Here is a 16,670-nt window from a genome sequence, read left to right on the forward strand (position 1 = left end):
GTCACATGCCTCCATCGGCAGGGCGGCCGCCGTAGCGCGCCACCAGTTTCAGGTAGACACCGATGATCAGCAGCATCATCGCCACCAGCGTCATCGCCAGCGCGCTACCGAATGGCCAGTTGCGCGATTGCAGGAACAGATCGACCAGCGCGTTGCCGACGAAGAACACCTTGCCGCCGCCGAGAATCGCCGGGATCAAAAACTCGCCCATCAACAGGATGAACACCAGCATCACCCCGGTGATGATCCCCGGCGCGGAAAGCGGCAAGGTGATGCGCCGGAAGCTTTCGAAGGCGCTGGCGCCCAGGTCGGCGGACGCTTCCAGCAGGCGCTTGTCGAGTTTTTCCAGGCTGACGTAGATCGGGAAGACCATCAGCGGCAGGTAGCCGTAGACGATGCCGATCAGCACCGCCCAGGGCGTGTTGATCAAGCGCACGTCTTCAAGGCCAAGGCTTGCCAGCAGCGCCGGGATGCCCTTGCCACTGAGGATGAAGATCCACGCGTAGGTGCGGATCAGGAAACTGGTCCAGAACGGCACGATTACCAGCGTCAGCAACAGCGAACGGTTGCGGGTGACCTTGACCGCCAGGAAGTACGCCAGCGGGTAGGCCGCCAGTAGGCACACCAGGGTGCCCAGTGGCGCCAGCATCAGCGTGTTGCTGAAGGCGGCGCCACGGGAACCGAGGTTGAGGTAGTTGGCCAGGGTGAAGCCACCGGCATAACCGCCCACAGCACTGCGCTCGCCGAAACTGAAGACCAGGATGATCACCAGCGGCATCAGCAACAGCAGCAGGAACCACAGGGTCGAGGGCAACAGCATCAGCATGGTGATCCGTCGGCCCAGGCTGCGCCGCTGGCGCACCGGGGCTGACAGGGCCGGCTGCACCGTTTGCGGGTGGGCGGCAGCGTTCATGGGGGACTCCTCATTGGCCATGGTCAGGGGCTCAGGCGGACTTGAAGCGCGCCATCAGTTCAGCGCGCGCGGGACTGGTGAGCGTGGCCGCTGCACCGAACTCCAGCGGGCTCAAGGCTTCTGCGGCCGGGTACATGATCGGGTCGTCGAGCATGGCGGTGGGCAGCAGCGCATCGACGCGCTTGTCGCCGCTCGGGTAGCCGTGGCTCAGCACTTCCAGCTTGTTGTGCTGCGGATCGAGCAGGTAGTTGATGAACGCATAGGCAGCGTCCTTGTGCTCCGAGCTCTTGGGGATGGCGAAGAAATCGCTCCACAGCTCGCCACCTTCCTTGCCCAGGGTGAAGTGCATCTGCTCGTTGTCGCGGTGCAGTTGCGAGGCGTCGCCGGTCCAGGACATCGCCAGCCAGGCATCGCCGCTGCGCATCGACGGCTGGATGTCGGAGTTGATCGCGAACAGGTGCGGCTTGACCTCGATCAGCAGTTTTTCCGCGTCGGCCAGTTCTTTCGGGTCCAGGGAGTTGAAGCTGTAGCCGAAGCTTTTCAGGGCGTTGCCGATGGCGGTCAACTGGTAGTCGTGGACCATCGTGCGACCACTGGCTGGACCTTGCGCGGCGGCCCAGAATTCTTTCCAGCTGGTGGGGCCGTTCTTCAGTTTGCCGGTGTCGTAGAGCATGCCGGTGGTGCCCCAGTTTTTCGGTACCGCGTAGACCTTGCCGTCCACTGTGCCCTGGGCCATGAACTTCTGCTGGAACGCCGAAGCGTCGAAATTGGGAATACGCGACAGGTCCAGCGGTTCGATCAGGCCCAGGCCGACGTAGGTGCTGATGGTGTAGTTGGTCGGCACCAGCACGTCCCAGCCACTGCCGCCGGCCTGCAACTTGGCGAGCATTTCTTCGTTGGAGCCGAACACGCTCATCGACACCCGCGCGCCGGTGGTCTTGCCGAACGTATCGAGGTTGTCCTGGCTGTGGTAATTCGGCCAGGTCGCCAGCGACAGGCGATCACCCAGCTTGGCCTGCTCGGCCGCGTGCGCGGTGGATGTCAGCAGGCCGGGCATGTTGGTGGCGACGACTGCGGCGGCAATCCCCAGGCCCGTGCGCCCGAGGAATTCGCGGCGGCTGATCGAGCCGTTCTGCCAGCTGCGCAGGGTTTTGATAAACGTCTTCTGGTCCATAGCACGCTCCACATCCGGTTGATGAATCGTTGAATTACATCGCCATGGCCAGGCCGTTGGCGTTATCCCAGCCGACGCTCACTGCCGCGCCGTGTTCGAATGCATGGGCGTCCTGATGGCGCGGAACCCGCACGCAGACCACGCCGAAGGCCTGGGTGCGCACGCGGTATTCGGTGGAGTTGCCCAGGTAGATGCGGTCTTCCACGCAGCCTTGCAGCTTCACTTCGCGAGCCAGGTCGCCAGGGTTGCCGGCGATGCTGATCAGCTCCGGGCGCACCGCGATGCACCCGGCGGTGTCGGCACTCAGGGGCTTGCCGGTGGGCGTCAGCGGGCTGGTCAATTCCAGGCCCTGCTCGGTGCGCAGGACCACCGAGTTGCCGTGCAGGTGGCGCACGGTGCCGTTGAACAGATTGGATTCGCCGATGAAGTCGGCCACGTAGCGACTGGCCGGCGCTTCGTAGAGTTGTTCCGGGGTGGCGGTCTGGATGATCGAGCCTGCGTGCATGACGCTGATGCTGTCGCTCATCGACAAGGCTTCTTCCTGATCATGGGTGACCAGCACGAAGGTGATGCCGACTTCCCGTTGCAGGCGCAGCAGTTCCGACTGCATCTCCTTGCGCAGCTTGCGGTCGAGCGCCGCCAGCGGTTCATCGAGCAACAGCACGGTGGGTTTGTTCACCAGGGCTCGGGCCAGGGCGACACGTTGTTGCTGACCACCCGACAGTTCGCTCGGCTTGCGCTGGCCGAAGCCACTCAGGCGCACCATTTCCAGCGCTTCATCGGCCATGCGCAGCTGGGTTTTGCGGTCCGGGCGCGGGGTGCGATAGCGCAGGCCGTAGGCGATGTTTTGTGCCACCGTCAGGTGCGGGAACAGCGCGTAATGCTGAAACACCATGTTCACCGGCCGCTCGTAGGCCGGCACACCGGCGACGCACTGGCCGGCCAGGCGCACTTCGCCGCTGGAGGGTTGTTCGAAGCCGGCGATCATGCGCAGGGTGGTGGTCTTGCCGCAGCCCGAACCGCCGAGGAAGGAGTGGAAGGCGCCACGGCGCACGGCGAAGTTCAGGCCACTGACGGCGGTCACGTCGCCATAGCGTTTGACCACATTGCAGAATTCGATATCACTTGGCGAATTGTCGTTCACGAGGCCGGCTCCCTTGCAGTGATGAATCAGTGCGACGGGAGCCAAACTAGCAATGGCGGTTTTGCGCTGTATATATCCCTTGGGGGATAGAGTCGTTTTCAGGCGTCGACGACCAGTTCCTGGCCGGTGAGATCGCGAATGAACAGCCCGAGCAGTTCGGACTGGCTGCCGATGCCGAGCTTGGCGTAGATGTTCTTGCGATGGATCTTCACCGTGCCGGGACTGATGTTCAGTTGCTCGGCCACCGAGGCGCTGGAGTGACCGCGCAACAGCAGCTGGACGATTTCCTGTTCGCGGCCGGTGAGGATGTGCGCGCCGAACTGATCGAAGGCTTCGCGGATCTTGAAGTCCAGATCCTGCGCGGGCCGTGGTTGCTGGACCCGATGCAGGCGCCAGGCTTCATTGATGACCTGCTCGACCACGCCTTGCGCGCACTCGATCAACTGCATCTCGTCACGACTGAACGCACAACTGGCCGAAGAGCGCATCAGCGACAACACCGCCATGGCGCCGCCGCCCAGTTCGACGAAAAACGCCACTTCCTCGGCCAGGCCCGTTTGCTGGTAATAGGTCAGGTAATACTCGCCGAGGTAGAAGTGGTCGGGTGCGAACTGGCGCAGGCGCCACAGCCCCGGCGCCTGCCCGCGGGTGCAGGCCAGGTAGAACGGATCGAGCAGGTAGGGCCCGCACTGATAGTCATCGACATACACCGCACGCTTGTCGGCGGCGAAGGTATCGAACAGCGCCAGTGGCCGGTGGTTGCCTTCGTAGACGAACAGGACGAAATGATCGACCGGGCATACCTGGCGCAACCAGTGGCTCAACCCGGCCAGTCGCGCATGCCCCGCTTGCAGGTCGAGCAAGTGGGCGACACCGGTGGTCCAGAGTTTGAGTTCCTTGGGGCGCATGGCAGCTTCGGGTAACAGGGAAGCTTCAAGCGATGCACAAATTACGCCATGGCGGTTTGCGCCATGGATAGCGGGGCGGGCGAGGGGGCGTGCGGAAAAACACGCACCTTTACGGGGCTGGTTGTTACCGAGAGCTACAGGGTCAGTATCATCCTCGAGGCATTTATGGGGCGGACCGTCAGAGCGCGTAGCCTGCCGTCAAGGCAATCGGGGCGTCCTGCGCACCCACGATCAGATGGAAAGGCACTTGCACGGGCTCATCGACGGAACTGACCTCGAAGCCACCAACCACCACGGGTTGGCGCTCACACATTTCAGTCGACTCTCCGGCCATCTTTTTCGCCATTTTCGCGTGATTCGCTGCGATTTCACTGAGAGTTGACACGTTGTATCTCCGAAAAGCTGACCCAGCTCGTTGCTGGCGTAGGTGAGTATAGATGATGGTTGTTACGCCAGGATTTCGACGCTCCCTGACGATCACGCCTGCGTGTGCAAACCGTGAGCCAGAGGCTGTGGGGTTTTCAGGGCGCTAGACGCCAGGCGACGAGTGGTGAACTCGACCCCTGCAGGAGCGAGCCTTGCTCGCGATGGACGCAAGAACGCCGCGGGGTTTCAGCTGCCCGGTGTTATCGTTGACGTCCATCGCGAGCAAGGCTCGCTCCTACAAGTGGGCACGGTCGAAACCATGGGCAAGTCCTTGAACAATATCAATCAGGCCAAAAAACGGGCCCGTCGTACGCTCAAATGCAGCCTGGCGTTGGCCGGCGCTACCGTTGCCGTCGCTGCCGGGTTCTTCGCCTGGCAATCATTCTTTCCGGTACAGGCTGCCAGTGGCTGGAGCTACCGGGTTGCCTATCCGAAGGTGCCGAAGGCCGCTTCCCTGGCGCTGTTGCCCGGTGGCGCCATTCTGGTCAGCCAGGAATTGCGCGAGGGGCGCGGCAGCATCGTGCGCATCGAAGGGCCGGGTGATCATCATGTGGTGGTCGGTCAACTGTCCAAACCCGATGGCCTGATTCCGGCACGAGGCGGTTGGGTGTTCAGTCAGGAGGTAGCTGACAAACCGGTCATGTTCCTCAAGGATGGGCAAACCACGCCATTGTTCGAGGGTTCCAGCGTGCAGGGCCTGTGGGATGACGGCGATGACATCTACGCCATCGAAGACAGAAAGGCCATCGGGCGATTGCTGCGCTACAACTGGCAAGACAAGACCGTCACGGTGGTGCGCGACAACCTGGATGAAGCGGAGTCCATCACGCGCTGTACAGACGGGCGCATGCTCTACACCCAAAAGGGCCAGGGCGTGGTTCGTTTGCTCGCCGATGACCGCAGTGACCCGGTGGTCATCGCCGACCTCAATCAGCCGACGTTCCTGCGCTGCGACGAACGTGGCCTGTGGATCAGCGAAGACTCGACCCACCGGGCGCGCCTGTTGCTGATTTCCCCGCAGGGGCAACGGCAGACCATCTTGTCGTTCCTCAAGGCACCGCAATCAATCATTGCCACGGGCACCGGCAGCTACCTGGTGGCCGAAGGTGGCCGGAACCGGGTGCTGGAACTGACACCAACACCCTGAAACCTGTAGGAGCGAGCTTGCTCGCGATGGTGGTTCGGGCACCGCAGGGTGTCAGGCAGCCAGCGTTATCGTTGACGACCATCGCGAGCAAGCTCGCTCCTACAGGTATCAGGTACAGGTACAGGTGATGTCTCACCGATACTTGATCACAATCCCCTTGAGCTTGCGGCCCTGGACGGTTTCGACGTCGCGGCTCCACAGCCCGCCGCGAACGAATGCCCCGGTGGTCTGGATGTGGTCGTAGACCACCACCACGGCATCGCCGCCGAGCTTGGCCGATTCCTCGCGCAGTTTCTGTTCGACTTCGGTGATCGGCGGCGCCGGTTCGGTGCTGGCGTCGATCAGTACTTCACCCAGACGAATGTGCGGGCGCAGGGGTTCGGTGCGCAGTACCTGCACTTCGCTGGGCAGGGTCGGCGCTGGGTGTTCGACGCCGACGTAGGCGGTGGTGTGCGCGTCGACGGTGGCGCAGCCCTGGAGGACGAGGAAGGCGGCAGCCAGCCCTCCCGCCAGCAGGGACAGTTTTAACCGGGGGGACAGGAGCGGCATGGGGGGTACTCCGATAATGAAGCGTGAGTCGGGTAGCCCGTTTGACGATAGCAGACACTGCTTCTGTGGGAGCGGGCTTGCTCGCGAAAGCGGTGTGTCAGCGATCATTGTGGGAGCGAGCCTGCTCGCGATAGCGGAGTGTCAGTCGACATCAGTTTTAACTGACACACCGCTATCGCGAGCAGGCTCGCTCCCACAGTGGATGGGTATGAGGTCAGGGGAAGGGTGGTGATCAGGCCTTCAAGACCCACTACTGATCCTTCTCACAATTAACCATCCAAGCCACGCCGAACCGGTCCCTCAGCATGCCGAAGCGCGCCGCCCAGAAGGTCGCTTGCAGCGGCATCTCGATTTTGCCGTCTTCGGCCAGCGCATTGAACACCCGCTCTGCCTCCTTGATGCTGTCGACATTCAGCGAGATCGAACACCCGGCCATGTCATCGGTGGGGCGGTCGGGGGTGGTGTCCGAGCCCATGATCTTCTGGTCGCCCACCGCCAGGCAGGTGTGCAGGATCAGGTTGTGCAGGTCGGCCGGGACCTCGTCGCGCATCGGGCTTGAAGCGAAGTCCATCATTGCTTCGATCTGGCCACCCAGGGCCTGGGCATAGAAGGTGAACGCGGCTTTGCAGTCGCCGTTGAAGATGAGGTAGGGATTGATTTTCATGGCAGGCTCCGGCTTTGCGATGGATGAAGTTCCGATAGCAAAGCGTTAGAGCGCAGCACACGCAAAAATCTTTTAGATGTTTTGTCTATTGCCGCGAAGCGGCTTATCGCTTCAGGCAACGGCCCTGGGCAGCGAAGGCCGCAGCAGCCGCTCGATGGCGCCACCGATGAGACTTTCCAGCAGCTCATCGCGCGCCGGCTCATCCAGTGCATGCTGCGCCAGCCAGCACGGCGCGCTGTTGAGCAGGTTGGCGATGGCGTGCCCGGTGGCCAGGCGCGCCGGTTCGCTCAGGCGCAGGCGACTGCCGAGCATCCGCAACAGGGTGCCTTCGTACTGTTCGCGCAACTGCCGGACCCGCGCCTGCTGCTCATCGTTGAGGCAGCCGCTGTCGCGCTCCACCAGGCGAAAATGCCAGGGCATTTCCTGGTGCAGGTTCAAGTGCGCGCGGATCAGGTTATGCAGTTTGTCGCGCTTGACCCCGGCCTTGTGGTCGATGCGTGCCAGCGCCGCCAGCAGCTCTTCGTAGAACTCTTCGATCAGGTCGAGCAGCAAATGCTGTTTGCTCGGGTAATGGTGATACAACGAGCCCGGGGACAGCCCCAGGCACGTCGCCAGCTCGCGCATGCCGACCTGACCGAAACCCTTGCTGGCGAACAACTCCAGCACCTTGTCCCGGTACTCGGCGAACCGCGAGCAGCGCTCAGGCATAGGCATGGAAGCCACGCCCCGACTTGCGCCCCAGATACCCGGCAGCCACCATTTCCTTGAGCAGTGGCGCGGGGCGGTACTTGCTGTCGTTGAACCCTTCGTAGAAGGCTTCGAGGATCGCCAGCACGGTGTCCAGGCCGATCAGGTCCGCCAGCGCCAGCGGGCCGATCGGCTGGTTGCAGCCCAGGCGCATGCCGGCGTCGATGTCCTCGGCGCTGGCCAGGCCTTCCTGGAACACCAGGATCGCTTCGTTGATCATCGGCACCAGGATCCGGTTGACCACGAACCCCGGACGGTTGCCGGCGGTGATCGCGGTCTTGCCCAGGGTGGTGGCCATCTCCAGCGCCAGGGCGTGGGTGGCGTCGCTGGTTTGCAGGCCACGGATCACTTCGATCAGGCCCATCACCGGCACCGGGTTGAAGAAGTGCAGGCCGATGAACCGCGCGGGTTCGCTGACGCTGGCCGCCAGTTGGGTAATGGACAGCGACGAGGTGTTGGAGGCGATCACGCAGTCGGCGCTGACCTGCGCGGCGATCTGTTGCAGCACGCGCAGCTTCAGCTCGAGGTTTTCCGTGGCGGCTTCGATCACCAGTTGCACCTGTTGCAGGCTGCTGTAATCAGTGCTGGTGCGGATGTTGTCGAGGGTGGCGAGTTTCTGCGCGGGTGTCAGGGTGTCCTTGGTCACCTGGCGCTCGAGGTTCTTGTCGATGGTCGCCAGGGCCTTTTGCAGGGCGCTGTCGGCGATGTCGATCAGGGTCACCTTGAAACCGGCCTGGGCGCAGACCTGCGCGATGCCGTTGCCCATGGTGCCGGCGCCGATCACGCCAATGTTTTGCAGATTCATGTGCCGTCCTTTCGATCAACCCTGCGATACCTTCGCCGCCGCAACGGCCGAAGGCGTACTATTGCCGCGAGTCTAGAACCGGCTTGACGGTTGGCCTATGCCGAAACTGTTCAACGGTGCTGGTGTTTTTTGCCATTCGGCTGATGGGGAGCGAAGCGTTCAGATGCGGGAAAAGGACTCGGTGGCCGCCTACTTTGTGCAGGCGATGATCCATGGGCTGGGCGACGATCCGCAGCGTCTGGAGCGGGCGCTGGCGCAGGCCGGCATCGACCCGGCGCTGCTCGAACAACCTTCGGCACGGGTGCCGGCCAGCGCGTTTGCGGCGTTGTGGCTGATCCAGATCCGCGACATGCACGACGAGTTCTTCCGTCTCGATTCCCACGGCATGCCGCCGGGCAGCTTCGCCCTGATCTGCCGCGCGTTGATCCAGGAACCTGATCTGCACAAGGCGATGCGCCAGTGTCTGAGCAATTTTTCGCTGTTCCTGAGCGACTATCGCGGCACCCTGACGGTGCGGGGCAAGCGTGCGTTCATCAGCCTGGAGACCCGCGCGCCGAACGCCGATGTCGCGCGGTTTGGCGAAGAGACATTCCTGGTGCTGATGATCAGCCTGATGTGCTGGCTGGGCGGGCGGCGCATTCCCATCGACCGCGCGGACTTCCGCCATCAGCGCCTGTCCCTGAGCGACGACCGTCTGCTCTGGGGGCCCAACCTGACGTTCGGCGCCGAACGCACCGAAATCGAATTCGCCAGCCATTACCTGCGCCTGCCGGTGGCGCAGGACCTGGCCTCGCTGAAAGTCTTCCTGCGCACCGCCCCGCAGTGGCTGGTCATTCGCTTCCGCAACCAGCACGGCCTGGCCTCGCAAGTGCACCAGCGCCTGCGCAACAGCCACTACAGCCAATGGCCGACCTTGCAGGCCTTCGCCCAGGAACAACACCTGAGCCCCAGCACCTTCCGCCGCAAGCTCGAACGCGAAGGCTGTTCCTACCAGGAAATCAAGGACGAAGTACGCCGCGCCGTGGCCTTCGAGCAACTGCGCGAAAGCCGGGCGAGCATCGGCGACATTGCCGAGCAACTGGGCTTCCAGGAACCCAGCGCGTTTCACCGGGCGTTCAAGAAGTGGACGGGGGAAAGTCCGGGGAAATATCGGGCGAAGTTTCAGCCTTAAACGTAAGGCTTGGATCGAGTTTTTGTACGGTTGTTCTTTGCCTTTTGTACGAAAAAACCTCGGCTTGTAGTCCCGAAATTTCTTGTCACGACCTCGCTGGATCCGTGGATGACACGGGCCTCTGAGGTGCTGTATTTATTGACTCTCGGTCTAGTTTCCAAGGTGAAGACATGTCAATAAGAGCACCGCAAGAAATGCCGCCTGAGTTGCGGCGAATGATGGAAGAATGGGACAGGACGGGTATACCGCCCAAGGAACTGGGCTTTCCACTCGGCCCTTTACCACCTGGAGCAGACTCAAGGAGACCGCGCAAACGCAATCGTCACCGCTGAAGGTCACGAGTCCTGGGCGGCGCGGGTCAACGTGGGGCCGGCCATCTGCGCCGGTTTGCTCTTGAACAGGTTTTCAATGGCCTGCCGATACTGGTTACCGCCCAGGCTCATGCTGTTGTTGTGGGTGCCGCCGGGAATGAGCAGCAGCTTTTTCGGTTCGTTGGCGGCGTTGAACAATTGCTCGCTGAAGCGCGATGGCATGAAGGCGTCGGCCAGGCCATGGACCACCAGCAGCGGCATGTCGATGTCGACGATCTTGTCGATGGAATCGAATTTCTGCGATAGCAGCCAGCGCACCGGCAGCCATTTCACCGGCAGGTTGCTTTCGGCCACCTGTGCCACGGCATCGCCCAGTGAGGTGAAGGTCGATTCGATGACCAGGCCGCGCGCCGGTACGGTGACATGGTCTTTTTTTGCCTGGGCGGCGAGGTCTGCCGCCAGGTCGATGGCCACGGCGCCACCCAGGGAATGCCCATAGATCAGGCGTTTGCTGGCATCCGGTTGCAGCGCCTTGAAGCGTTCCCAGGCGGCCCGGGCATCCTCATACACGCTGGCTTCGGACGGCAGGTCGCCCTTGCTCTGGCCAAAGCCACGGTAGTCGATGGCCAGCACCGAATAGCCCATGGCCCGCAATTGCTCGATGCGAAACGCCTGGCCGGTGAGGTTCCAACGCACGCCGTGCAGATAAAGGATCGAAGGCGCATCGCGACGCGCGGCGGGCCACCACCAGGCATGCAGGTTCTGCCCGCCCTTGAAGGCCGGCGACTGGATGTCGAACTCCTGAACGTCCTGGGGCAAACCGCGATACCAGCCGGCCGTACCCGGCTCGATGCGAAACAGCAACTCACGCTCGGTATGTTGCAGCACCCCGCAACTTACCGGCAGGCCGACCACCAGCACGGTCATGCACAGCAGCGCCAGCCAGCGTCGGCGCAGGGTGGTCAGCAGGGGTGAGGACATGGCTGGGTTACCGGTTGAACATGGAAAGTCGATTTTTAACAGATGCGTGGCGGGTGTTGTGTGGTTTTTGTGTGGTTTTGTGTGACTTGCTCGTTCCCACGCTCTGCGTGGGAATGCCGCCAGGGACGCTCCGCGTTCCATTGCCGCCGACATAGGAAGATGTGACGCGGAGCGTCACCGGATGCGTTCCCACGCGGAGCGTGGGAACGATCAAAGAGGGCCTGAACTCAATCCACCCGCAACACAATCTTGCCGATGTGATCCCCGGCCTCCATCCGCGCATGGGCCTGCGCCGCTTCGGTCAGCGGGTAGACCTGGTCGATGATCGGCAGGCAGCGCCCGGCCGCCAGCACTGGCCAGACGTATTCGCGCAGTTGCTCGGCAATCGAGGCTTTCTCCGCGCCGGTACGCGGGCGCATCAGTGAGCCGGTGAGGGTGGCGCGTTTGCTCATGATGCCGAGCAAGTCGACGTCATTACCACGGGCGCCGCCGAGGAAGCCGAGCATCACCAGGCGACCTTCTATGGCCAGTGCCGCGATGTTCTGGTTCAGGTACGAAGCGCCCATGATGTCGAGGATCACGTTCACGCCCTTGCCACCAGTGTTGTCCTGGATCACCTGGACAAAATCCTGTTCACGGTAGTTGATCGCCTCGGCGCCGAGCTGGCGCACGGCCGCACATTTGTCCGCGCTGCCGGCGGTGGCGAACGCCTTGATGCCGAACTCGCGGCACAGCATCAGGGCGGTGGTGCCGATGCCGCTGGTGCCGCCGTGGATCAGCGCGCGCTGGCCCTTGCTGGCGCCGCCCATGTCGAACAGGTTGGCCCACACGGTGAAAAAGGTTTCCGGGACGGCGGCCGCCTGTAACCAGTCCATGCCCTCGGGAATCGGCAACGTCTGGCCCGCCGGGGCGAGGCAGTACTGCGCGTAGCCACCGCCGTTGGTCAGGGAACAGACCTTGTCGCCGACGATGAATTCGTTTACGCCCTTGCCAATCGCCACCACCTCACCGGCCACTTCCAGGCCGGGGTTGGGGTTCATGCCGGGTTTGAGCGGGTACTTGCCGGCCCGTTGCAAGGCGTCGGGACGGTTGACCCCGGCGGCGTACACGCGGATCAGCACCTCGCCGTCCGCGGGGCGGGGCACCGGTACCTGGCGTGGCTGCAACACTTCGGGGCCGCCGGGTTGGGTGATTTCAATCAGGGTCATGCTGTTGGGCAAATTCATCGAAGCATCCTGTCTGCAAGGTTTCTTTCAAGTGGGACCGCATGAAGGCATCAGTGACTCAGTTCAGTGCCGGGTGTAACCGATCACCCCGCTTGACCAGGCGCATGCCCTGTTCCAGCAGCAGCGCTATCACGATCGCACCGGCGGCAATGATGAACAACAGTTGGTGGTGTCCGCCGCTGGCATTGAACATTGCCGAATAGGCGAAGCCGGCCAGCGCCTGGAAGGTGGCGAACGATACGGTGGCACGGCTCCAGGCAATCTGTTGCTGGTGGTGCTGTGGGATCAGCTCATGCACCCGGGCCAGCGCCAACGGCACGATGCCGGGCGGGAAGGCACCGATGATCACCGCGAGCACCGCCAACGCAGTAAAGGAACTGGAGATCGCCAGCAGGCCAACGGCGATGGCCTGCACCACCAGTACCAGGCGGATGCTCCACCGCGCCCCCAGTTTGTCGGCGAGAAAGCCGTAGCTGACCGGGCCGATGATCGCACCCAGGCCATACATCACCCAGATCAGCGCCCCCACGTGCGGCCCGGCACCGAGGCCACGAGCGACGTAATCGACGAGGAACACCATGGCGGGCACCAGCCCGGCCGCCATGAACGCGTACTGGGCGAACAGCAGATACACTTGCGGATCGACCGGGGTTTTATCAGCCGAAGTGGTGGGCGTCGCCGTGTGCGAAGTCGCAGGCCAACCGAACCAGCTCGCGGCGGTCAGCACCAGGGACAACAGGCCCAGGCCAAACCAGGTGTCCTGCAAGCCAAGGCTCAGCAGCGGCGGGACGATGGTCCCGGACCCGGCAATGCCCAGGCCGATGCCCAGAAAGATCGCGCCACTGGCCAGGCCCCGGCGCGAGGCCGGCACATGCGGCAGCACCGTTGCGGCCACGAGCACCATGATCGCGCCACCGGCGATGCCCGACAGCAGGCGCCAGCCGAAGAACCAGCCCACCGACAATGGGAAGCCACAGGCAAAAAACGCCGCCGTCACCGCCAGCATCATCAGGCGCAATGCCGTCGTGTTGGAGGTGCGGCGAGCCAGGGGATGACCGATCAGGGCGCCGATCAGGTAACCGACCAGGTTGGCCGCGCCAAGGTAGACCACATCATTGGCAGAGAACCATTGCGCCTGGATCAACGAGGGAATCAAGGGCGTGTAGGCAAACCGTGCCAGGCCGATGCTGACCAGGCTGGCGCACAGGCCGGCGAAGATCGGCAGCCAGACCGCGCTGCGGGGTGGGGCGGAGGGAGTGAGCATGGGAACCGTCCTGTGGAATTTCTCTTGCGCTCAGCTTATCCAGTTTCATTGGTGCAATTACGCAGCGATTTTGCGCTAGAGTGATGCGTAAATGCATCACAGGGGAACAGCATGAATTGGGATGACGCGCGGGTTTTTCTCGCGGTGTGCCGGGAGTCGACCTTGCGCGGTGCCGCGCGGGTGCTGGGGGTGGATCAGGCGACGGTGGGGCGTCGGGTGTCGGCGCTGGAAAAGACCCTGAATGCCACGCTGTTTCTGCGCACTTCCGAAGGGTACGCGCTGACCGCCGTCGGTGAAGCGGCGTTGCAGGCCGTGGAGAAAATGGAGCATTCGGCGCTGGAGCTGCAACGGCGCATTCAAGGCCTCGACGATCGCCTGACCGGGACCGTGCGGGTCAGCACCACCGATTCGATGGCCATCGACTTCCTGATCCCGGCGATTGCCCGGCTGCACCAGCGCCACCCCGAGGTGCGGGTGCAACTGGATGCCTCGACCAATATCCTGAGCCTGTCCAAGCGCGAGGCGGACATTGCCGTGCGCAACACCCGGCCGGACAACCCGGACCTGATCGCCCGGCGCATCGCCCGTTGGCCGGTGGGGCTGTTCGCCTCGCAAGCCTACATCGACGCCCACGGCGTACCCGCGCCGGGCTCGGCGTTCGAGGGGCATGACCTGGTGGTGTATCAGCCATACATGCAGGGCAACCGGGAACTGACCCTGGTGGCGGAACCGCCGGGGCGAGGGCGCATTGTCGCGAGCCTGAGTTCGAGCCTGCTGGTGCGGCGCTCAATTGCCGCGGGGATCGGCTTGGGGGAGATTCCGGTGTACATGGGCGAGAGGGACGGGCTGGTCAGGTTGTGGCCGGAGCGCACGCGACCCTTGCCCTACGACGTGTGGCTGGTCACCCACGCCGACCTGCGGCACACCGCGAGGGTGCGCGCAGTGATTGATGAGATTGTCGAGGTGTTTGCCTAGATTCTCCTGTAGGAGCGAGCTTGCTCGCGATGGCGGTGTGTCAGCCAACCTCTATGTGACTGATGTATCGCCATCGCGAGCAAGCTCGCTCCTACAGGGGGGAGAAATGCCTCATGGCATTTCCGGCAACTCCTGCGCACGCAAATCGAACACCAGCACTTCGGCATCCACGCCGTTGCTCAGGTTCAACAGCTGTTCATTGCGCACCCGCACGCCATCGCCTTCCTGCAATTGCACGCCGTTGAGTTCGACGCTGCCACGGGCCACGTGCACGTAGGCATAACGGTCGGCGGCCAGTTCCAGGGTGGCGCTTTCCTTGCCGTCGAACAGTCCGGCGTAGACCCGCGCATCCTGGCGCACTTTCAGCGAGCCGTGTTTCCCTTCCGGGGAAATGATCAGTTGCAGGCGTCCGCGTTTTTTCTCGGCGCTGAAATGCTCCTGCTGGTAGCGCGGCTTGGCGCCACTGACGTCCGGTACGATCCAGATTTGCAGGAAGTGCACGCCCTGGGTCGCCGAGTGGTTGAACTCGCTGTGGGCCACGCCGCTGCCGGCACTCATCAGTTGTACGTCGCCCGGACGGATCACCGAACCGGTGCCCAGGGTGTCCTTGTGTTCCAGGGCGCCTTCGAGCACGTAGGAGAAGATCTCCATGTCGCGGTGCGGGTGTTGGCCAAAGCCCTTGCCGGCAGCGACGCGGTCATCGTTGATCACCAGCAGGTCGGAAAAACCCTGCTCCCGTGGGTTGCGGTAATTGGCGAAGGAGAAGGTGTGGAACGACTTCAACCAGCCATGATTGGCCATGCCGCGATCAGAAGCTTTACGAAGGGTCAGCATGATGGAATCTCCTGTGTTGGACGTTGATTCGTCCGAGTGAGGAGAAGGTTAATGGTTATCCTGTGGTGCAATAAGTAGATGAAAATTGAAATACTGTCTCCTTTGAGTTGACAGTGATGTGCGGGCAGCGCTGGGCTGTAGAGCTGGGCCATAATGCTCGCCATGATCGGTGCCTGAATGTGTAATCCCTGTGGGAGCGAGCCTGCTCGCGATGGCGGCGTGTCAGTCACAACAGGTTGCAGTTGACACCGTCATGGCGAGCAGGCTCGCTCCCACAGTGCATCTGCGCACCTGGGCCCGAAGACTTTTTTGAATTTTCAGTGATGTGCAACCCATGAAAACCGTGGCAATGGTGCTGTTCCCCGACTTTCTCCTGCTCGACATGGCCGGGCCCATGGAGGTGTTCTCCATCGCCAATCGTTACCTCAAGCCGGATGACCATTACGTGCTGTCGACCATCGGCACCGTGCCCGGTGCGTTGCGTGCCTCCAACGGAGTGAACGTGCAGGCCGACCTGCACATCGACCAGGCCTGCGATGGTTATGACCTGCTGCTCATACCCGGCGGCCCCGGTGCCTACAACGAAAAGCATCCGCCGCTGCTCGAATGGCTCAGGCACAACGTCGGACGGTCCAGGGCCTATGGGTCGATCTGCACCGGTGCCTTTGTGCTCGGGCATGCCGGGTTGATCGACGGTTATCGGGTCACCACCCACTGGCATTACACCGAACGGCTGATCAAGGGCTTCCCCAAGGCCACGGTGGAAACCGACCAGATTTTCGTGCAGGACCGCAACCTGATGACCTCCGGTGGCGTCACGGCCGGCATCGACCTGGCGCTCGCCGTGGTTGCCGAAGACCATGGCAAGAAGGTTGCCCAGGACGTGGCCAAGGTGTTGCTGGTGGTGATGAAGCGCCAGGGCGGGCAGGCGCAGTTCAGCCCGTTGATGGCCGCGGTCGCGCCCCAGGAAACCGCGGTGACCCGGGTGCAGAATTACATGCTCGAACACCTCGACGAAGCGTTCAGCATCGAGCGTCTGGCGGGCCTGGCCACCATGAGCCCGCGGCATTTCGCCAGGGTGTTCGCCCGGGAGGTGAACATGACACCGATGGAGTTTTTGCAAAGCGCGCGCATCGACTGCGCGAGGAACCTGCTGGAAACCACCGAGCTGCCGCTCAAGACTGTGGCGTTCAAGAGCGGCTTCGGCAGTGTCCGGCACATGCGCTTTCTGTTCGGCGAAAAACTCGGCCTGACCCCGGCGCAGTACCGCGAGCAGTTCAGTTGACGCTGATATGTCCGTTGTGCGCACCGTGATGGCCGTGACGCTCCCCCTTTGGCCGTTTTTCCGTCACCGATGGCTGCCAATATACCGGTGAACGTTTTGCAAGGAGGTGCAGGGCGCCCGTATGTCATTGAGCTATCACGGGTTTG

At 62.8% G+C, this 16,670-nt stretch carries 17 protein-coding genes; 4 read left to right on the top strand and 13 right to left on the bottom strand.

Features of this window, described 5'->3' with window-relative positions:
- Position 1: 1 nt before the first annotated feature.
- The 5 genes from ABVN20_RS02840 to ABVN20_RS02860 form a co-directional block, all read right to left on the bottom strand.
- The gene (locus ABVN20_RS02840; protein ID WP_368553914.1) at positions 2-913 is read right to left on the bottom strand and encodes an ABC transporter permease; all 912 of its coding nucleotides are present in this window, start codon (positions 911-913) and stop codon (positions 2-4) included.
- Between the two features lie 31 nt (positions 914-944).
- Positions 945-2,087, bottom strand: a complete 1,143-nt coding sequence (locus ABVN20_RS02845; protein WP_368553915.1) for a PotD/PotF family extracellular solute-binding protein — start codon at positions 2,085-2,087, stop codon at positions 945-947.
- A gap of 34 nt (positions 2,088-2,121) precedes the next feature.
- Positions 2,122-3,231, bottom strand: coding sequence for an ABC transporter ATP-binding protein (locus tag ABVN20_RS02850; protein ID WP_368553917.1), 1,110 nt, complete (start codon positions 3,229-3,231; stop codon positions 2,122-2,124).
- Positions 3,232-3,329: 98 nt separating this feature from the next.
- The gene (locus ABVN20_RS02855; protein ID WP_368553919.1) at positions 3,330-4,139 is read right to left on the bottom strand and encodes a response regulator transcription factor; all 810 of its coding nucleotides are present in this window, start codon (positions 4,137-4,139) and stop codon (positions 3,330-3,332) included.
- Positions 4,140-4,317: 178 nt separating this feature from the next.
- On the bottom strand, positions 4,318-4,524 hold the full coding sequence (locus tag ABVN20_RS02860) for a hypothetical protein (protein WP_368553921.1): 207 nt from the start codon (positions 4,522-4,524) through the stop codon (positions 4,318-4,320).
- Positions 4,525-4,824: 300 nt separating this feature from the next.
- Here ABVN20_RS02860 and ABVN20_RS02865 point away from each other — a divergent pair, with 300 nt between their 5' ends.
- Positions 4,825-5,712, top strand: coding sequence for a hypothetical protein (locus ABVN20_RS02865; RefSeq protein WP_368553923.1), 888 nt, complete (start codon positions 4,825-4,827; stop codon positions 5,710-5,712).
- A 132-nt stretch (positions 5,713-5,844) separates the two neighbouring features.
- On the opposite strand, the gene ABVN20_RS02870 is transcribed toward ABVN20_RS02865, so the two are convergent.
- From ABVN20_RS02870 to ABVN20_RS02885, 4 genes are all read right to left on the bottom strand, one after another.
- A complete protein-coding gene (locus ABVN20_RS02870; RefSeq protein WP_368553925.1) occupies positions 5,845-6,261 on the bottom strand; it encodes a hypothetical protein in 417 nt (138 codons plus the stop codon).
- A gap of 250 nt (positions 6,262-6,511) precedes the next feature.
- Positions 6,512-6,925: a VOC family protein gene (locus ABVN20_RS02875; protein ID WP_368553927.1), complete on the bottom strand. Its 414-nt coding sequence runs from the start codon at positions 6,923-6,925 to the stop codon at positions 6,512-6,514.
- 111 nt (positions 6,926-7,036) lie between these two features.
- The gene (locus tag ABVN20_RS02880; protein WP_368553929.1) at positions 7,037-7,639 is read right to left on the bottom strand and encodes a TetR/AcrR family transcriptional regulator; all 603 of its coding nucleotides are present in this window, start codon (positions 7,637-7,639) and stop codon (positions 7,037-7,039) included.
- Positions 7,626-8,477, bottom strand: coding sequence for a 3-hydroxybutyryl-CoA dehydrogenase (locus ABVN20_RS02885; RefSeq protein ID WP_368553931.1), 852 nt, complete (start codon positions 8,475-8,477; stop codon positions 7,626-7,628). Before ABVN20_RS02885 ends, ABVN20_RS02880 begins: the two co-directional genes overlap by 14 nt.
- A gap of 163 nt (positions 8,478-8,640) precedes the next feature.
- On the opposite strand from ABVN20_RS02885, the gene ABVN20_RS02890 reads away from it, so the two are divergent.
- Positions 8,641-9,648: an AraC family transcriptional regulator gene (locus ABVN20_RS02890; RefSeq protein WP_368553932.1), complete on the top strand. Its 1,008-nt coding sequence runs from the start codon at positions 8,641-8,643 to the stop codon at positions 9,646-9,648.
- A 335-nt stretch (positions 9,649-9,983) separates the two neighbouring features.
- On the opposite strand, the gene ABVN20_RS02895 is transcribed toward ABVN20_RS02890, so the two are convergent.
- The 3 genes from ABVN20_RS02895 to ABVN20_RS02905 form a co-directional block, all read right to left on the bottom strand.
- Positions 9,984-10,940: an alpha/beta hydrolase gene (locus tag ABVN20_RS02895; RefSeq protein WP_368553934.1), complete on the bottom strand. Its 957-nt coding sequence runs from the start codon at positions 10,938-10,940 to the stop codon at positions 9,984-9,986.
- A gap of 227 nt (positions 10,941-11,167) precedes the next feature.
- Entirely contained in the window at positions 11,168-12,166 is a 999-nt protein-coding gene (locus ABVN20_RS02900) for an NAD(P)H-quinone oxidoreductase (RefSeq protein WP_368553936.1), read from the bottom strand.
- Positions 12,167-12,224: 58 nt separating this feature from the next.
- Positions 12,225-13,430, bottom strand: coding sequence for a YbfB/YjiJ family MFS transporter (locus ABVN20_RS02905; protein WP_368553938.1), 1,206 nt, complete (start codon positions 13,428-13,430; stop codon positions 12,225-12,227).
- 111 nt (positions 13,431-13,541) lie between these two features.
- Between ABVN20_RS02905 and ABVN20_RS02910 the strand changes: the two genes are divergently transcribed.
- Positions 13,542-14,405, top strand: coding sequence for a LysR family transcriptional regulator (locus ABVN20_RS02910; RefSeq protein WP_368553939.1), 864 nt, complete (start codon positions 13,542-13,544; stop codon positions 14,403-14,405).
- A gap of 111 nt (positions 14,406-14,516) precedes the next feature.
- Here ABVN20_RS02910 and ABVN20_RS02915 read toward each other — a convergent pair whose 3' ends face one another.
- Positions 14,517-15,239, bottom strand: a complete 723-nt coding sequence (locus tag ABVN20_RS02915; protein ID WP_368553941.1) for a pirin family protein — start codon at positions 15,237-15,239, stop codon at positions 14,517-14,519.
- A gap of 334 nt (positions 15,240-15,573) precedes the next feature.
- Between ABVN20_RS02915 and ABVN20_RS02920 the strand changes: the two genes are divergently transcribed.
- Positions 15,574-16,524, top strand: a complete 951-nt coding sequence (locus ABVN20_RS02920; protein ID WP_368553943.1) for a GlxA family transcriptional regulator — start codon at positions 15,574-15,576, stop codon at positions 16,522-16,524.
- Positions 16,525-16,670 lie beyond the last annotated feature (146 nt).

The sequence above is a fragment of the Pseudomonas sp. MYb118 genome, assembly GCF_040947875.1.
Lineage (GTDB): Bacteria > Pseudomonadota > Gammaproteobacteria > Pseudomonadales > Pseudomonadaceae > Aquipseudomonas.

What these genes read in the sequence shown, in the direction of transcription:
- ABVN20_RS02865 (WP_368553923.1), top strand. Translation starts at nt 4,825, where the DNA reads ATGGGCAAGTCCTTGAACAATATCAATCAGGCCAAAAAACGGGCCCGT.
- ABVN20_RS02905 (WP_368553938.1), bottom strand. Translation starts at nt 13,430, where the DNA reads ATGCTCACTCCCTCCGCCCCACCCCGCAGCGCGGTCTGGCTGCCGATC.
- ABVN20_RS02880 (WP_368553929.1), bottom strand. Translation starts at nt 7,639, where the DNA reads ATGCCTATGCCTGAGCGCTGCTCGCGGTTCGCCGAGTACCGGGACAAG.
- ABVN20_RS02845 (WP_368553915.1), bottom strand. Translation starts at nt 2,087, where the DNA reads ATGGACCAGAAGACGTTTATCAAAACCCTGCGCAGCTGGCAGAACGGC.
- ABVN20_RS02890 (WP_368553932.1), top strand. Translation starts at nt 8,641, where the DNA reads ATGCGGGAAAAGGACTCGGTGGCCGCCTACTTTGTGCAGGCGATGATC.
- ABVN20_RS02915 (WP_368553941.1), bottom strand. Translation starts at nt 15,239, where the DNA reads ATGCTGACCCTTCGTAAAGCTTCTGATCGCGGCATGGCCAATCATGGC.
- ABVN20_RS02870 (WP_368553925.1), bottom strand. Translation starts at nt 6,261, where the DNA reads ATGCCGCTCCTGTCCCCCCGGTTAAAACTGTCCCTGCTGGCGGGAGGG.
- ABVN20_RS02855 (WP_368553919.1), bottom strand. Translation starts at nt 4,139, where the DNA reads ATGCGCCCCAAGGAACTCAAACTCTGGACCACCGGTGTCGCCCACTTG.
- ABVN20_RS02895 (WP_368553934.1), bottom strand. Translation starts at nt 10,940, where the DNA reads ATGTCCTCACCCCTGCTGACCACCCTGCGCCGACGCTGGCTGGCGCTG.
- ABVN20_RS02910 (WP_368553939.1), top strand. Translation starts at nt 13,542, where the DNA reads ATGAATTGGGATGACGCGCGGGTTTTTCTCGCGGTGTGCCGGGAGTCG.
- ABVN20_RS02900 (WP_368553936.1), bottom strand. Translation starts at nt 12,166, where the DNA reads ATGAATTTGCCCAACAGCATGACCCTGATTGAAATCACCCAACCCGGC.
- ABVN20_RS02840 (WP_368553914.1), bottom strand. Translation starts at nt 913, where the DNA reads ATGAACGCTGCCGCCCACCCGCAAACGGTGCAGCCGGCCCTGTCAGCC.
- ABVN20_RS02920 (WP_368553943.1), top strand. Translation starts at nt 15,574, where the DNA reads ATGAAAACCGTGGCAATGGTGCTGTTCCCCGACTTTCTCCTGCTCGAC.
- ABVN20_RS02875 (WP_368553927.1), bottom strand. Translation starts at nt 6,925, where the DNA reads ATGAAAATCAATCCCTACCTCATCTTCAACGGCGACTGCAAAGCCGCG.
- ABVN20_RS02885 (WP_368553931.1), bottom strand. Translation starts at nt 8,477, where the DNA reads ATGAATCTGCAAAACATTGGCGTGATCGGCGCCGGCACCATGGGCAAC.